The sequence below is a fragment of the Streptomyces lushanensis genome (genome assembly GCF_001700515.1).
In the GTDB taxonomy this organism is placed as follows: Bacteria; Actinomycetota; Actinomycetes; order Streptomycetales; family Streptomycetaceae; genus Streptomyces; species Streptomyces lushanensis.
The window spans coordinates 72,744-88,909 of record NZ_MAUD01000124.1 but is presented as its reverse complement, the minus strand read 5'-3'; the positions used below and the strand labels follow the sequence as shown (position 1 = coordinate 88,909).

The 16,166-nt window shown below is 68.1% G+C and carries 12 protein-coding genes; 8 read left to right on the top strand and 4 right to left on the bottom strand.

Annotated elements, in window-relative coordinates; translation table 11 throughout:
• Positions 1-39: 39 nt before the first annotated feature.
• Positions 40-591: an isochorismatase family protein gene (locus BFF77_RS11770; RefSeq protein WP_066947440.1), complete on the top strand. Its 552-nt coding sequence runs from the start codon at positions 40-42 to the stop codon at positions 589-591.
• 107 nt (positions 592-698) lie between these two features.
• On the opposite strand, the gene BFF77_RS11765 is transcribed toward BFF77_RS11770, so the two are convergent.
• From BFF77_RS11765 to BFF77_RS11750, 4 genes are read right to left on the bottom strand one after another with little or no spacing between them, the layout of a single operon-like run.
• A complete protein-coding gene (locus tag BFF77_RS11765) occupies positions 699-1,520 on the bottom strand; it encodes a succinate dehydrogenase/fumarate reductase iron-sulfur subunit (RefSeq protein ID WP_066947438.1) in 822 nt (273 codons plus the stop codon).
• A complete protein-coding gene (locus tag BFF77_RS11760; protein ID WP_066947436.1) occupies positions 1,517-3,535 on the bottom strand; it encodes a fumarate reductase/succinate dehydrogenase flavoprotein subunit in 2,019 nt (672 codons plus the stop codon). Before BFF77_RS11760 ends, BFF77_RS11765 begins: the two co-directional genes overlap by 4 nt.
• Before the next feature lie 21 nt (positions 3,536-3,556).
• A complete protein-coding gene (locus tag BFF77_RS11755; RefSeq protein ID WP_066947433.1) occupies positions 3,557-4,378 on the bottom strand; it encodes a hypothetical protein in 822 nt (273 codons plus the stop codon).
• A 16-nt stretch (positions 4,379-4,394) separates the two neighbouring features.
• Positions 4,395-4,625 (bottom strand): hypothetical protein, encoded by a 231-nt coding sequence (locus tag BFF77_RS11750; RefSeq protein WP_066947431.1) that lies wholly within the window; start codon positions 4,623-4,625, stop codon positions 4,395-4,397.
• A 368-nt stretch (positions 4,626-4,993) separates the two neighbouring features.
• Between BFF77_RS11750 and BFF77_RS11745 the strand changes: the two genes are divergently transcribed.
• The 7 genes from BFF77_RS11745 to BFF77_RS11715 all read left to right on the top strand — a co-directional run bounded on the left by BFF77_RS11745 (position 4,994) and on the right by BFF77_RS11715 (position 16,129).
• Positions 4,994-7,618: an ABC transporter substrate-binding protein gene (locus BFF77_RS11745; protein ID WP_066947428.1), complete on the top strand. Its 2,625-nt coding sequence runs from the start codon at positions 4,994-4,996 to the stop codon at positions 7,616-7,618.
• A 298-nt stretch (positions 7,619-7,916) separates the two neighbouring features.
• Positions 7,917-9,791: a translational GTPase TypA gene (typA, locus tag BFF77_RS11740; RefSeq protein WP_066947425.1), complete on the top strand. Its 1,875-nt coding sequence runs from the start codon at positions 7,917-7,919 to the stop codon at positions 9,789-9,791.
• Positions 9,792-10,315: 524 nt separating this feature from the next.
• Positions 10,316-11,944: a peptide ABC transporter substrate-binding protein gene (locus tag BFF77_RS11735; RefSeq protein WP_066947422.1), complete on the top strand. Its 1,629-nt coding sequence runs from the start codon at positions 10,316-10,318 to the stop codon at positions 11,942-11,944.
• A gap of 128 nt (positions 11,945-12,072) precedes the next feature.
• Positions 12,073-13,002 carry an ABC transporter permease gene (locus BFF77_RS11730; protein ID WP_066947419.1) on the top strand — a complete coding sequence of 310 codons (930 nt, stop codon included), beginning with the start codon at positions 12,073-12,075 and terminating at the stop codon, positions 13,000-13,002.
• Complete coding sequence (locus BFF77_RS11725) at positions 12,995-13,939, top strand: ABC transporter permease (protein WP_066947416.1); 945 nt, start codon at positions 12,995-12,997, stop codon at positions 13,937-13,939. The genes BFF77_RS11730 and BFF77_RS11725 overlap by 8 nt, the downstream gene beginning before the upstream one ends.
• 11 nt (positions 13,940-13,950) lie before the next feature.
• The gene (locus BFF77_RS11720) at positions 13,951-14,988 is read left to right on the top strand and encodes an ABC transporter ATP-binding protein (protein ID WP_066947412.1); all 1,038 of its coding nucleotides are present in this window, start codon (positions 13,951-13,953) and stop codon (positions 14,986-14,988) included.
• The gene (locus BFF77_RS11715; RefSeq protein WP_066947409.1) at positions 14,981-16,129 is read left to right on the top strand and encodes an ABC transporter ATP-binding protein; all 1,149 of its coding nucleotides are present in this window, start codon (positions 14,981-14,983) and stop codon (positions 16,127-16,129) included. Before BFF77_RS11720 ends, BFF77_RS11715 begins: the two co-directional genes overlap by 8 nt.
• The last annotated feature ends 37 nt before the right edge of the window (positions 16,130-16,166 follow it).

The following is a 16,166-nucleotide window of genomic DNA, read 5'->3' as shown; positions in this document are numbered from 1 at the left end:
CCACAGTTCCCGCACCCACCGTTCCGAAGGAGTACCACCATGACCGCCACCACACTCGACCCCGGGACCGCTCTGGTCGTCGTCGACCTCCAGAAGGGCATCGTCTCCCGGCCCACCGTCCACCCGGCCGACGGCGTCGTGGCCCGCTCCGCCGAACTCGCCGCCGCCTTCCGGGCCAAGGGCCTGCCCGTCGTGCTCGTCCATGTCACCGGCGGCGCACCCGGCCGTACCGAAGGCCGCACGGGTGGCGTTCCGTTTCCCCCCGACTGGGCGGACCTCCTGCCGGAACTGGGGCAGCAGGAAGGCGACATCGTTGTCACCAAGCAGACCTGGGGCGCCTTCCACGGCACCGACCTCGATACCCGGCTGCGCCGTCTCGGGGTCACCCAGGTCGTGCTGACGGGCATCGCCACCAGCAAGGGCGTCGAGTCCACCGCCCGCGCCGCGCACGAGCACGGCTACAACGTCACCGTGGTCACCGACGCGGTCACCGACACCGACGAGGGCGCCCACCGCAACTCCGTCGAGAAGATCTTCCCGGCGATCGGCGAGACCGACACCACCGACGCGATCGTGAAGCTGCTCGGCTGAACGGCCCCAAGTCCCCTCCGGCCGGACAGGACCCGGCCGGGCGCACAAGACCCGGCCGGGCGCACAGGGGCTGGGCCGGCCGCCGGCCCAGCCCCTGTGTGTGCGCCCTACTCGCCGCGGCGCCGGATCTTATTGCCCAGCCACACCAGCGGGTCGTACTTCCGGTCCACCGCCCGTTCCTTCAGCGGGATCAGGGCGTTGTCCGTGATCTTGATGTGCTCCGGGCACACCTCCGTACAGCATTTGGTGATGTTGCAGTAGCCCAGCCCATGCTCGTCCTGAGCCGTCTTCTTGCGGTCGAGCCCGGACTCCTCGGCGGCGTCCAGCGGATGCATGTCCAGCTCGGCCACCCGCATCAGGAAGCGCGGCCCGGCGAAGGAGCTCTTGTTCTCCTCGTGGTCCCGCACCACATGGCAGGTGTCCTGGCACAGGAAGCACTCGATGCACTTACGGAACTCCTGCGAGCGGTCCACATCGATCTGCTGCATCCGGTACTCGCCGGCGGCGACACCCGGCGGCGGTACGAACGACGGCACCTCACGCGCCTTGGTGTAGTTGAACGACACATCCGTCACCAGATCCCGGATCACCGGGAAGGCCCGCAGCGGAGTGACCGTGATCGTCTCCTCGCGCGAGAAGACCGACATCCGCGTCATGCACATCAGCCGCGGCCGTCCGTTGATCTCCGCGCTGCACGAACCGCACTTGCCCGCCTTGCAGTTCCAGCGCACCGCCAGATCCGCCGCCTGGGTGGCCTGGAGGCGGTGGATGATGTCGAGGACGACCTCGCCGTCGTTCACCTCGACCGTGAAGTCCGTCAGCTCCCCGCCGTCGGCGTCACCACGCCAGACCCGGAACTTCGCCTCGTACGCGGTGGACGCGCCCGCGCCCGTACCCGTGCTCGCGTTCGTACCCGTACTCGCGCTCACTCGTGAAGCTCCTCTTCGGCGAGATACTTGACCAGCTCTTCCTTGTCGAACAGGGCGAGCAGATCGGGACGTAGGGGCTCGGTCGTCCGGCGCGTGAGCGCGATCCGGCCCTCGGCGGGACCGGTCGCCCCGGTGAGCCGGCAGTACAGATTGATCCGGCGCCAGTCGCGGTCCATGGCGGGCCAGTCCTCCCGGGTGTGACCGCCGCGGCTCTCCGTACGCTCCAGGGCCGCCCGCGCCACACACTCGCTGACCAGCAGCATGTTCCGCAGATCGAGCGCGAGGTGCCAGCCGGGATTGAACTGGCGGTGGCCCTCGACCACGGCGCGCTCGGCCCGTGTCCGCAGCTCGGCCAGTTTCTCCAGGGCCTGTTCCATCTCGCCCTCGCGCCGGATGATGCCGACCAGATCGTTCATCGTCTGCTGGAGTTCCTGATGGAGGGTGTACGGATTCTCCACCGCGCCCACGGCCACCGCGCCGTCGATCACCGCGCCCCCGGCCACCGCGCCGCTCTCCGCCACGCCGCCGAACGGGCGGAGTGCCTCGGCCGCCGCCGCGTCGATCGGCGCCTCGTCCGGCGCCGGCCGCGCCCGCGCGTCCGCCCCGAATCCCAGGGCGTACTCGGCGGCGTGCAGTCCCGCGCGGCGCCCGAAGACCAGCAGATCGGAGAGGGAGTTGCCGCCGAGCCGGTTGGAGCCGTGCATCCCGCCGGCCACCTCACCCGCCGCGTACAGCCCCAGCACACCGGAGGCGGCGGCCGTGTCCGAGTCGACGGCGATGCCGCCCATCACGTAGTGACAGGTGGGCCCGACCTCCATCGCCTCCGCCGTGATGTCGACGTCCGCCAGTTCCTTGAACTGGTGGTACATCGACGGCAGCCGGCGGCGGATCACCTCGGCGGGCATCCGGCTGGAGACATCGAGGTAGACACCGCCGTGCGGTGAGCCGCGGCCCGCCTTGACCTCGGAGTTGATGGCGCGGGCCACCTCGTCGCGGGGGAGCAGCTCGGGCGGGCGCCGGTTGCGGTCCGGATCCTCGTACCAGCGGTCGCCCTCCTCCGCCGACTCCGCGTACTTCTCCTTGAAGACGTCGGGGATGTAGTCGAACATGAACCGCTTGCCCTCGGAGTTGCGCAGCACTCCGCCGTCGCCGCGCACCGACTCGGTGACGAGGATGCCCTTCACCGACGGCGGCCAGACCATTCCGGTCGGATGGAACTGCACGAACTCCATGTTCAGCAGCGGAGCCCCGGCGAGCAGCGCCAGCGCGTGCCCGTCACCGGTGTACTCCCAGGAGTTCGAGGTCACCTTGAAGGACTTGCCGATACCGCCCGTGGCGAGGACGACGGCGGGAGCCTCCAGGACGAAGAAGCGCCCGGACTCCCGCTCGTAGCAGAACGCGCCCGCGACCCGCCCGCCGTCCGTGCCGCCGGTGCCGGTAACGGCGGTGGAGCCGCCGTCCGTCTCGCCGCCGGTGTCCTTGAGGATCCGGGTGACCGTGCACTCCTGGTAGACCTTGAGGCGCGCCTCGTAGTCCCCGTACTCGCGGAAGTCCTCCTGTTGCAGCGAGACGATCTTCTGCTGGAGCGTACGGATCAGCTCCAGGCCCGTGCGGTCGCCGACATGGGCGAGCCGCGGATACTCGTGCCCGCCGAAGTTGCGCTGGGAGATCCTGCCGTCGGGCGTACGGTCGAAGAGCGCGCCCCAGGTCTCCAGCTCCCAGACCCGGTCCGGTGCCTCCCGCGCGTGCAGCTCCGCCATCCGCCACTGGTTGAGGAACTTTCCGCCGCGCAGGGTGTCGCGGAAGTGCACCCGCCAGCTGTCGCCCGCGTTCACATTGCCCAGGGAGGCGGCGATACCGCCCTCGGCCATCACCGTATGGGCCTTGCCGAAGAGGGACTTGCAGATGACGGCGGTACGGGCGCCCCGCTCGCGCGCCTCGACGGCGGCCCGCAGTCCCGCGCCACCCGCGCCCACCACCACGACGTCCCACTGACGGCGTTCGAGTTGCGTCATGTCCGAAGGGTCTCCCTGTTCCTAGAAGAAGCGCGGATCGTCGAAGGCCCCCGTGGCGAGCAGATAGACATAGAAGTCGGAGACGGCGACGCTGATCAGTGAGGCCCAGGCGAGCTGCATGTGGCGGTTGTTGAGCCTGCCCACCCAGCCCCAGAGCCGGTAGCGCACCGGATGCCTGGAGAAGTGCCGGAGCCGGCCGCCGATGACATGCCGGCAGGAGTGGCAGGAGAGCGTGTACGCCCAGATCAGCCCGATGTTGACCAGGAAGATCAGCGAACCGAGCCCCATATGGCCCCAGGCGTACTCCTCGTCGCGGAAGGAGAGCACCGTGTCGTACGTGAGGATGCCGGCGACCGGCACGGCGGCGTAGAAGAAGTACCGGTGGATGTTCTGGAGGATCAGCGGGAAGCGGGTCTCGCCGGTGTACGCCGTGTGCGGCTCGGCGACGGCGCAGGCGGGCGGTGAGGCCCAGAAGCCCCGGTAGTACGCCTTGCGGTAGTAGTAGCAGGTCAGCCGGAAACCCAGCGGGAAGATCAGGATCAGCAGCGCGGGCGAGAGGCCCCACCAGCTTCCGAGGATCTCCCAGTTGGGGCCGTCGCGCATCGGCGCGCAGTTCTCCGCCAGACAGGGCGAGTAGAACGGCGAGACATAGGGCGCGGCGTAGTAGTCGCTGTTCGCGAAGGCCCGCCAGGTCGAGTACACGATGAAGGCGAGCAGCCCCGCGGCGGTCGCGGCGGGCGCCAGCCACCAGCGGTCCGTCCGCAGATGGCGGGGTGCGATGGCGGCGCGCGAGGCGCCGCGCACACCCGTACGGGCTGGTGGGGGTTGCGTACCGGTGGCCAACGGGTCTCCTGGGGGCTCAGGGCGCTCGCCGGTCGCGCACACCCAGGCCCTCGTCGTCCGAGTCCGTCCACAGCGCGCTGTCGTACGGAGTGTCGGAGATGGTCACCAGGTCGTCGGCGCGGCCGGCCGACGGGGATCGGAACTCGTTCTCGTGGGCTCTCGCCAGACTCTGCTCCAGCCGTCCGACCGTACGGACCAGGTCGTCCAGGCAGCGCTTGACCGCTGTCAAATCGTCCTGAAGGGACATGAGTTGCCCTCACTTCCGCGGTCGCGGGCGGCATGCGGGGATCCGGGTTCGGTCCGTCCGGACAGGACGGGACAGAACCGAGAAGTCGCCCCTCGGGCGGCCCTCTGTATGCGCCTGAGAGTGTCGCGCGTCACACCCGCCTTCCACAAGAGCCCCGACCAGCCGCCACCCCGGCGGGCCGCCACCCCTACCGGCCGCCACCCCGGCGGGCCGGTCGCCCGTGCGGCGGAGCGGTTGGACCGTGCGAGTGGCGTTTGCCCCACGAGGCGACGTGTCACCGGGCCGGTTCCGTGCCTTTCAACTTCAGTGAGTGGGCAATAGGTGTGATCATCTCTAAATTCCACAAACAGGACGAAGAGGTACTAGACATGTCCCACGTCGGCGCCCCACGCGGGAGGACATGCTCCCGAACGCTCCGCTCCCTCGCGCTCCTCACCACCGGTGTGCTCGCCCTGCCCGTCCTGTCCGCGTGCAGCTCGGAAGACGACGTGAGCGCGGACGCCGCCCCGGACATCGCGGCCGCGGGACGGGACCATGTGACCGCGGGCGGATCCCTGCGCTGGGCGATCGACACCATGCCCTCGACGCTCAACGCCTTCCAGGCCGACGCGGACGGCGCCACCAGCCGGATCGCCGCCGCCGTGCTTCCCTCACTCTTCACGCTGGACAAACGAGGCCGTCCGCAGCGCAATCCGGACTATCTGGAATCCGCGAAGATCGTCGAGCGCGAGCCCAAACAGGTCGTGCTCTACAAGCTCAACCAGCAGGCGGTGTGGAGCGACGGCCGTGAGATCGGGGCCCCCGACTTCGTGGCCCAGTGGCGTGCGCTGAGCGGCAAGGACTCCGCGTACTGGACCGCGCGCAACGCCGGTTACGAACGGATCGAGAAGATCGAGCGCGGAGCCAACGACCTTGAGGTCAGAGTCACCTTCAGCAAGCCGTACGCGGACTGGCGGTCCCTCTTCACCCCGCTCTATCCGAAGGATGTGACGGGCACGCCCAACTCCTTCAACGACGGGGCCAGGTCCAGTCTCAAGACGACGGCCGGGCCCTTCAGCGTCAAGAAGGTCGACCGCAAGGGCAAGGAGGTCACCCTTGTCCGCAGCGCCCGCTGGTGGGGGGAGCCCGCCAAGCTGGACTCGCTCGTGCTGCGCGCGGTGCCGAGGAGCAAACGCGCGTCGGCGCTCGCGGACGGCAAGCTCGACCTCGCCGAGATCGACAAGAGCGCGGCCGACCGTATCGCCCTCGCGGTCCGGGACCGCGGCTCCGGCGAGCAGAAGCTCACCCACGGCCCGGGCGTCGCGATCACCCCGGCCTCCGCGCTCCGCTCCTGGGCGCTGGCCAACGGCTCGGACGAGGAGAAGGCCGAGGCCGCGCAGATCGCCCGCGAGCAGACCGCCGCGGCCATCGTCCGGTACGCCAAGGAGCAGAAGACGCTCCATGGATTCGTCGTACGCAAGTCGCTGGAGCCCGCCTACACCCAGCTCGCGCTGAACGGGGAGCAGGGACCGCTGGCCGACGAGCGGGTACGGCGTGCCGTCGCCCGCGCGCTCGACCGCCAGGAGCTGGCCGACACCGTGCTCAAGCCGCTCGGGCTGCCGGCCAGACCGCTCGGCAGCCATCTGGCCCTGGTGGGCCAGGAGGCGTACGCGGACAGCAGCGCCGCGCTCGGCAAGCAGGACGCCCAGGAGGCGCGGGCGCTGCTGGCCGACGCGGGCTGGGTGCCCGGCGGAGCCCTCAAGAAGGACGGCGCCAAGGCGGGCAGCAAGCCCGAGAAGCCCGAGACGGACGAGGACGAGGAGGAGGAGAACGAGGAGGAGGCCGAGGAGAAGCCCAAGGAGAAGTCGGCCGCCGAGAAGAAGTACGACGCGAAGCAGCGGGAGCTGGCGAAGAAGGAGGAAGAGGAGGCGAAGAAGAGGGACAAGGCGGACGACAAGGACGTTCCCTCCAGCGAGGGCACGGTCATCGTCGGCGACGAGAAGCCCGGTCGGAAGCAGAGGCCCGGCCAGGACCAGCGGCCCGGCCAGGACCGCACGCCCGCCGAGGAGCCCGGCTCCGGCCGGGAGATCCGGCCGGGCGACGAGGGCCGCACGCTCCAGGAGCACCTGGAGGGCGACGAGCCGCGCGGCGCCCAGGAACCCCGCCCCGGCGAGATCGACCGGGCCGTCCAGGACGACAAGCCCCGCGGGACGGCCCCGCGCCCCGAGTCCGCGACCCATGTCCTCGCGCCCGCGCCCGCCGCCGCCTTCCAGGGCGTGACCCTGCTCCGCCAGGCCTCCGTGGTGCGCGACCCCCGCCATGTCCGGGCTGCCCGCTACGTGCACGACGAGGACAAGAAGCCGGGCGCCTACGCCCCGCGCGGCACGGCCGCCGCCCCGAGCCCGTCGGTCTCGGGCTCGCCCACCCCGATGACCGGTCCGCTCGGCAAGGACGGCAAGGCCCTCACCCTGCGCTTCGTCCTGCCCTCGGGCGAGGGCTCGGAGGCGCTGCGCACGGTCGGCGAGCGGATCGCGCGGATGCTCGACCGGATCGGCATCAAGACGGAGATCACCAAGGTGCCTGACGCGGGCTACTTCAAGGACCACGTCGCCTCCGGCGACTACGATCTGGCCCTCTACTCCTGGCCGGCCACCGCCTACCCGTCGACCGACGGCCGGCCGATCTTCGCCAAGCCCGTACCCGCCAGCGACGGCTCCCTGCTGGTGGAGCAGAACTACACCCGCGTCGGTACGGACCACATCGACCAGCTCTTCAACCGGGCCGTGGCCGAGATCGACGAGAAGGCCAACCGCTCCCTGGTGAAGCAGGCCGACGCCCGGATCTGGGCCGCCGCCGGCTCCATCCCTCTCTTCCAGCGGCCGGAACTGGTCGCGGCCAAGCCGGAGGTGGTGAACGCCGGAGCCTTCGGCCTCGCGGCCCCCCGGTACCAGGACATCGGCTTCACGAACGCCGGTACCTCGGGCTCCGGTGGCAAGGAGCAGAAGAAGAAGTAGCGAAAGAAGCGTGATCGAGGCATGAAGCGGCGGAAAAGCGCCAGCTCAACGCCGTGCGATCCGCTCACCGCCCGATCAATCCGTTTGCCCGCCGGCCTGCCCGGCGGGCAAGCTCGTATCCGTCCTTGACCCGGGCAGTTCCACAGCAGCAGAACACCCCAGAACCAGCCGCTTCCATCGGGCCGGGAAGTCCCCGAGAGCCCGGCCCCGTACCATGGGACAAGCCGTGGCGTGTCAGCCCGGCGGGCGTACGAGGAAAGAACGCCGCATCCCACGATCGAGAGAAGCGCCAGCCAGCATGCCCACGCGCCACGACATCCGCAACGTCGCCATCGTCGCCCACGTCGACCATGGCAAGACCACTCTGGTCGACGCCATGCTGAAGCAGGCCGGCGCCTTCGCCGCGCACGCCGCCGAGCAGCTCGACGACCGGATGATGGACTCGAACGACCTGGAGCGTGAGAAGGGCATCACGATCCTGGCCAAGAACACCGCCGTGAAGTACCACCCCAAGACCGGCGGCGACCCGATCACCATCAACATCATCGACACCCCCGGCCACGCCGACTTCGGCGGCGAGGTCGAGCGTGGTCTCTCGATGGTCGACGCGGTGGTCCTGCTCGTGGATGCCTCGGAGGGCCCGCTCCCGCAGACCCGCTTCGTGCTCCGCAAGGCGCTCCAGGCGAAGATGCCGGTCATCCTCTGCATCAACAAGACGGACCGCCCCGACTCCCGGATCGCCGAGGTCGTCGACGAGACGTACGACCTCTTCCTCGATCTGGACGCGACCGAGGAGCAGATCGAGTTCCCGATCGTCTACGCCTGCGCGCGTGACGGTGTCGCCTCGCTGACCAAGCCGGACGACGGCACGGTCCCCGCCGACAGCGACAGTCTGGAGCCGTTCTTCAACACGATCCTCTCGCATGTCCCGGCCCCCGAGTACGACGAGTCCGCGCCGCTCCAGGCCCATGTCACCAACCTGGACGCCGACAACTTCCTCGGCCGTATCGCGCTCTGCCGGGTCGAGCAGGGCGAGCTGCGCAAGGGCCAGACCGTCACCTGGATCAAGCGTGACGGCTCCATGTCCAACGTCCGTATCACCGAGCTGCTGATGACCGAGGCGCTCACGCGCAAGCCGGCCGAGCAGGCGCGCCCCGGTGACATCTGCGCCATCGCCGGTATCCCGGACATCATGATCGGCGAGACCCTGGCCGACCCCGAGAACCCGGTCGCGCTGCCTCTGATCACGGTCGACGAGCCCGCGATCTCGATGACCATCGGTACGAACACCTCGCCGCTGGTCGGCAAGGGCGGCAAGGGCCACAAGGTCACCGCCCGCCAGGTCAAGGACCGCCTGGACCGCGAGCTGATCGGTAACGTCTCGCTGCGCGTCCTGGACACCGAGCGTCCCGACGCCTGGGAGGTGCAGGGCCGCGGTGAGCTGGCGCTGGCCATCCTGGTGGAGCAGATGCGCCGGGAGGGCTTCGAGCTGACCGTCGGCAAGCCCGAGGTGGTCACGAAGCAGGTCGACGGCAAGACGTACGAGCCCATCGAGCGGATGACGATCGACTCGCCAGAGGAGCACCTGGGCGCGATCACCCAGCTCATGGCGACGCGCAAGGGCCGTATGGAGACCATGACCAACCACGGCTCGGGCTGGATCCGTATGGAGTGGATCGTGCCGTCCCGCGGTCTGATCGGCTTCCGTACGGAGTTCCTGACCCAGACGCGCGGCACGGGCATCGCGCACTCGATCTTCGAGGGCCACGAGCCGTGGTTCGGCGAGCTGCGCACCCGGAACAACGGTTCGCTCGTGGCGGACCGCGCGGGTTCGGTGACTCCCTTCGCGATGATCAACCTCCAGGAGCGCGGTGTCATCTTCACCGAGCCCGGTACCGAGGTCTACGAAGGAATGATCATCGGTGAGAACTCACGCTCCGACGACATGGACGTGAATATCACCAAGGAGAAGAAGCTCACCAATATGCGGGCCGCCTCCGCGGATTCCACCGAGAATGTGGTCCCGCCGCGGAAGCTCTCGCTGGAACAGTCGCTGGAGTTCTGCCGCGACGACGAATGCATCGAGGTGACCCCGGAGACGGTTCGTATCCGCAAGGTCGTTCTGGACCAGAAGGAGCGCGGTCGCGCCGCCTCCCGGGCCAAGCACGGCTGAGTCATCCCGTCGGGCCGTGCTCCCGACGGGACGGCGTGCTCGATGTGATGCCGAACGACGGCCCGGTTCCCGCGGAAAAGCGGGGGCCGGGCCGTTCGTCGTACCACCCGCGCCGCGGATGCGGGCGGGAGGCGATCGTCCGGTTCCGGCGGACCTCCGCCGGAACGGTGACCGGACGGTTCGACGTCAAGTTCGTTTTTGGGGATCACGTCCGATTATCGGCGGGTGGTCACCGGATGGTGTGTTAACGGTCCGTTTCGCGGGTGTCTGCCTGGGATAACTTTGTCCGGATTTCGGGCGGACGGGGGGTGTCGATGTTGCCAAAACGAGACCCTTTAAGTGTGGTTTACGGCCCGGCCGTACTTAATAGTTGGCCATTGAGCTCGGGTCAATGGGTCAAACGCCATGGGGAGCGTCGACTCACGAGCACACTCGGGGTACTTGGAAGCCGCACTGTCAGGGGTGTCAGCGCGCGTAGACAGTGCCCTTCTTGTTGTGACAAGTGGACTCATGAGGAGGAACCCATGCGTGGTGCCAAGAGCGCCAAGTGGGTAGTCGGCACGATAGTCGTGGCCCTCGCGGCGACGGCCTGCAGCAGCAGCGGAGACGACAGCAACGAACCCGCCGCCTCGACGGAGAAGGGCAAGCCCGCGGGCTACGTCTCCATCGACGTCGGTGAGCCGCAGAAGCCGCTGATCCCGGCCGACACGAACGAGTCGCTCGGCAGCTATGTGATCCAGTCGCTGTTCACCCAGCTCCTGGACTTCGACGCCCAGGGCAAGATCGTTTACACGAACGCCGAGTCGGTGACGTCGACCGACTCCAAGACCTGGACGGTCAAGCTCAAGCCGGGCTGGAAGTTCCACGACGGCACCCCCGTCACGGCCGAGTCCTACGTCAAGGCGTGGAACTGGTACGCCAACATCAAGAACAACCAGCAGAACGCCTTCTGGTTCGGCGACATCGCCGGTTACGCCGATGTCCACCCGGAGAAGGGCGAGCCGAAGGCCGACGCCATGTCGGGTCTGAAGGTCGTCGACGACACCACCTTCACGATCGGGCTCAGCTCGCCGATTCCGTACTTCGAGTACAAGCTCGGTTACGCGACCTTCGCGCCGCTGCCGGAGGTGTTCTACAAGGACACCAAGGCGTTCGGCCAGAAGCCGGTCGGCAACGGTCCCTACATCTTCGAGAAGTGGGACCACAAGAAGCTGATCCAGGTCAAGGCCAACCCTGACTACCAGGGCCCGAACAAGGCCAAGAACGCGGGCGTCCTCTTCAAGAACTACGCGACCGTCGAGGCCGCGTACCAGGACCTCCTGTCCGGCAACCTGGACATGATCCGCCAGGTCGGCCCGAAGGACCTGCCGAAGTACAAGCAGGACCTCGGCGACCGCGCGATCGACCAGCCGTACGCGGCCGTCCAGAGCCTCGTGCCGGCGTTCTACTCGAAGACCTTCAAGGGCATCGACCCGAAGGTCCTCCAGGGTCTGTCGATGGCGATCGACCGCGACACGATCACCAAGACCGTCCTCAACGGCACGCGCAAGCCGGCCACCAGCTTCACCCCGCCGGGCGTGCAGGGCAACCAGGACCTGAACACCGACGTGTTCACGTTCGACCCGGCGAAGGCGAAGCAGCTTGTCACCGAGGGCGGCGGCGTCCCCGGCAACAAGATCTGGATCCAGTACAACGCGGACGGCGGCCACAAGGAGTGGGTCACCGCTGTCTGCGAGTCGATCCGCAACGCCACCGGTGTGGACTGCATCCCGGACGCCAAGCCGGACTTCCAGACCGACCTGGAGGCGCGTGACAACGACCAGGTCAAGGCGATGTACCGCGGTGGCTGGGTCGCCGACTACCCGCTGAACGTCAACTTCATGCGGGAGCTGTACGGCACGGTCGCCGAGGCGAACAACGGCCGGTTCTCCGACAAGGAGGTCGACGCGGCCTTCAAGAAGGGTGACGACGCCAAGAACCTGGACGAGTCCATCAAGGCCTACCAGGACGCCGAGAAGCTGCTCCTCGACAAGATGCCGGCGATCCCGCTGTGGGAGTACAAGACCAACGGCGGCTACTCCAAGTCTGTGGACAACGTGACGGTCGACTTCCACGGTGACTACAACCTCACCGACGTCACGGTCGTCAAGTAACCCGTCCGAGGGCCAATCCCCCACTCGGCCATCAGCCGCCGCCACAACGTCGGTAGGCTCCCGGGGCCGCTCCCCGTATCCAGGGGAGCGGCCCCCCGGGCTGCACAGTTATCCATTCGGAGGCAAACATGGGGCGTTATGTCGCGCGGCGACTGCTCCAGATGATCCCGGTCTTCCTCGGGTCAACCTTGCTGGTCTTCGCCATGATGTACGCCCTGCCCGGTGATCCCGTGCGCGCGCTCGCCGGAGAACAGACCGTTGATCCCGCGCAGATCGCGGCGATGAAGAAGGACCTCGGTCTCGATCTGCCGCTCTGGCACCAGTACTGGAACTATCTGACCGGCCTGTTCCAGGGCGACTTCGGCACACAGATCGCCAGCGGCCGTCCCGTCGCCGACATCATCTCGGAGGCGTTCCCGATCACGGTCCGGCTGACGCTGTTCGCCTTCGCCTTCACCGTGCTGGTCGGCATCTCCATCGGCGTCTTCGCCGGGCTGAAGGCCGACACGCTCAGGGACCGCGCCCTGCTGGTCCTGACGCTTCTGCTGATCTCCGTTCCCTCGTTCGTGCTCGGCTTCCTCGGCCAGTACTTCTTCGCCTTCCAGCTCGGCTGGGTGGACCCGAACGTTAGCGTGGAAGCGAGCTGGGACGAGCTGTTCCTGCCGGCCGTCGTGCTCGGCTCCCTGTCACTGGCGTACGTGGCACGGCTGACGCGTACCTCCGTCGCCGAGAACCTGCGCTCCGACTACATGCGCACCGCGGTGGCCAAGGGATTGCCGCGCCGCCGGATCATCGGTGTGCACCTGATGCGCAACTCCATGATCCCGGTCGTGACCTTCCTCGGCACCGACCTCGGCGCCCTGATGGGCGGCGCCGTCGTCACCGAGGGCATCTTCAACATCAAGGGTGTCGGCTACAACATCTTTGACGCGCTGAGGCACCGCGAGGGCGCCACGGTCGTGGGCATCGTGACCCTGATCGTCGTCGTGTATCTCGTCACCAGCCTGCTCGTCGACCTGCTCTACGCGGTCCTGGACCCGAGGATCCGTTATGCCTGAGGCACTCAAGGACACCGTCAAGGAGCTGCCGGGCGAGACCCCGGCCGCGCCGCCGGCGGACGGCAGGGTCGGCAAGCCGCGCAGTCTCTGGTCGGACGCCTGGCACGATCTGCGGCGCAATCCGCTCTTCGTCGTCTCCGCGGTCCTGATCCTGTTCCTGCTGACGATGGCGGCCTTCCCGCAGCTGTTCACCAGCGCCGACCCGCGCTACGCGGATCTCGCCAACCACTATCTCCAGAAGCCGAACTGGGGCCACCTCTTCGCTCCGGACTGGTTCGGGTACGACATCCAGGGCCGGTCGATATACACCCGTGTCGTCTACGGCGCGCGGGCCTCGATCCTCGTCGCCGTGGTGGTCACCGGACTCGTCACGATCCTCGGCACCGCGGTCGGGATGCTGGCCGGCTACTTCGGCGGCTGGGTCGACACGATCCTGTCCCGGATCACCGACATCTTCTTCGCCGTGCCCTTCATCCTCGGCGCGATGGTGGTGCTGACCTCCTTCACCGAGCGGTCGATCTGGGTCGTGATCCTGTCCCTCGCCTTCCTGGGCTGGACACAGATCGCCCGGGTCGCGCGCGGCTCGGTCCTCACCATCAAGCAGGCGGACTACGTGATGGCGGCCAAGGCGCTCGGCGCCTCGACCAGCCGTATCCTGCTCCGGCACATCATGCCCAACGCGATCGCCCCGGTGATCGTGGTCGCGACCATCGCGCTCGGCGGCTACATCTCCGCCGAGGCCACGCTGTCCTTCCTGGGCATCGGGCTCGCCGAGCCGGCCGTCTCCTGGGGCGTCGACATCTCGTCGGGCCAGGAGCAGCTCCGTAACGCCGAGTTCGTCCTGATCGTCCCGTCGGTCATGGTGTCGATCACGGTTCTGGCCTTCATCATGCTCGGCGATGCGGTACGCAACGCCCTCGATCCCAAGCTGCGCTGAGGGAGGCGTACATGACCATCATCGACAACACGACGGCGGACGTTCCTTCCGGCCCGCTGCTCGAAGTCCGTGACCTGCACGTGGAGTTCCACACCCGGGACGGTGTGGCCAAGGCGGTCAACGGTGTCAACTACAGCGTCAGCGCGGGCGAGACGCTGGCCGTGCTGGGCGAGTCCGGCTCCGGCAAGTCCGTCACCGCCCAGGCGGTCATGGGCATTCTCGACATGCCGCCGGGACGCATTCCACGCGGGGAGATCTTCTTCCGCGGCCAGGACATGCTCAAGATGAGCAACGAGGAGCGCCGGCTCATCCGCGGCCAGAAGATCGCGATGATCTTCCAGGACGCGCTGTCCTCGCTCAACCCGGTGCTCTCCGTCGGCTACCAGCTCGGCGAGATGTTCCGCGTCCATCTGGGCCTCTCCAAGAAGGAGGCCAAGGCCAGGTCCATCGAGCTGATGGACCGGGTGCGCATCCCGGCGGCCAGGGAGCGGGTCAACGACTATCCGCACCAGTTCTCCGGCGGAATGCGCCAGCGCATCATGATCGCCATGGCGCTGGCCCTGGAACCGGATCTGATCATCGCGGACGAGCCCACCACCGCGCTGGACGTGACCGTCCAGGCCCAGGTCATGGACCTGCTGGCGGAGTTGCAGCGCGAGTACCACATGGGCCTGATCCTGATCACGCACGACCTCGGCGTGGTCGCCGATGTCGCGGACAAGATCGCGGTCATGTACGCGGGCCGGATCGTGGAGACCGCGCCGGTGCACGAGCTCTACAAGCGCCCCGCGCACCCGTACACCCGCGGCCTGCTCGACTCGATTCCGCGCCTGGACCAGAAGGGCCAGGAGCTGTACGCGATCAAGGGCCTGCCGCCCAACCTCACCCGGATCCCGGCCGGCTGTGCCTTCAATCCGCGCTGCCCCGCGGCGCAGGACATCTGCCGTACGGAGATCCCGGCCCTGCTGTCCGTCACGGAGCGGGACGGCACCGAGCTGCCGGGCCGTGGAAGCGCGTGCCACTTCTGGAAGGAGACGATCCATGGCTGAGCCGAGGAAGAGTGACGACTCCATGGACGCCACCCCGAACGTCACCGAGGTGGCGACGGCCGACGCCGTCACCGTCGACGACTCCGTCGCCGCCATCGAGGCGACGGTGGAGCGGGGCGAGCCGATCCTCCAGGTGCGCAATCTGGTCAAGCACTTCCCGCTGACCCAGGGCGTTCTGTTCAAGAAGCAGGTCGGCGCGGTCAAGGCCGTGGACGGCATCTCCTTCGACCTGTACCAGGGTGAGACGCTGGGCATCGTCGGGGAGTCCGGCTGCGGCAAGTCCACCGTCGCCAAGCTGCTGATGACGCTGGAGAAGGCGACCGCCGGCGAGGTCTTCTTCAAGGGCCAGGACATCACCCGGCTGTCCGGCCGCGCGCTGAAGGCGGTGCGCCGGAACATCCAGATGGTGTTCCAGGACCCGTACACCTCGCTCAACCCGCGGATGACCGTCGGCGACATCATCGGCGAGCCCTTCGACATCCATCCCGAGGTGGCACCGAAGGGCGACCGGCGCCGCAGGGTCCAGGAACTGCTCGATGTCGTGGGTCTCAACCCGGAGTACATCAACCGCTATCCGCACCAGTTCTCCGGCGGCCAGCGCCAGCGCATCGGCATCGCCCGCGGTCTCGCCCTCAATCCCGAGGTCATCATCTGCGACGAGCCGGTCTCGGCCCTGGACGTCTCCGTCCAGGCGCAGGTCATCAATCTGATGGAGAAGCTCCAGGACGAGTTCAACCTCTCCTACATCTTCATCGCGCACGACCTGTCGATCGTGCGGCACATCTCCGACCGGGTCGGTGTGATGTACCTCGGCAAGATGGCCGAGATCGGTACGGACACCCAGATCTACGATCACCCGACGCATCCCTACACCCAGGCGCTGCTGTCGGCGGTCCCGGTGCCCGACCCGGAGGCCCGTGAGGGCCGCGAGCGGATCATCCTCAGCGGTGACGTCCCGTCGCCGGCGAACCCGCCCTCGGGCTGCCGCTTCCGGACCCGCTGCTGGAAGGCGCAGGACAAGTGCGCCACGGAGGTCCCGCTGCTGGCCGTTCCCGAGCGCTTCAAGGGCACGGGCGGGCACGCCGCGCACGAGTCGGCGTGCCACTTCGCCGAGGAGAAGGACGTCGTCCACGCGGCCTGACGTAGTCGTACGTCGTACGAGCGGCGCCCGGAACCGA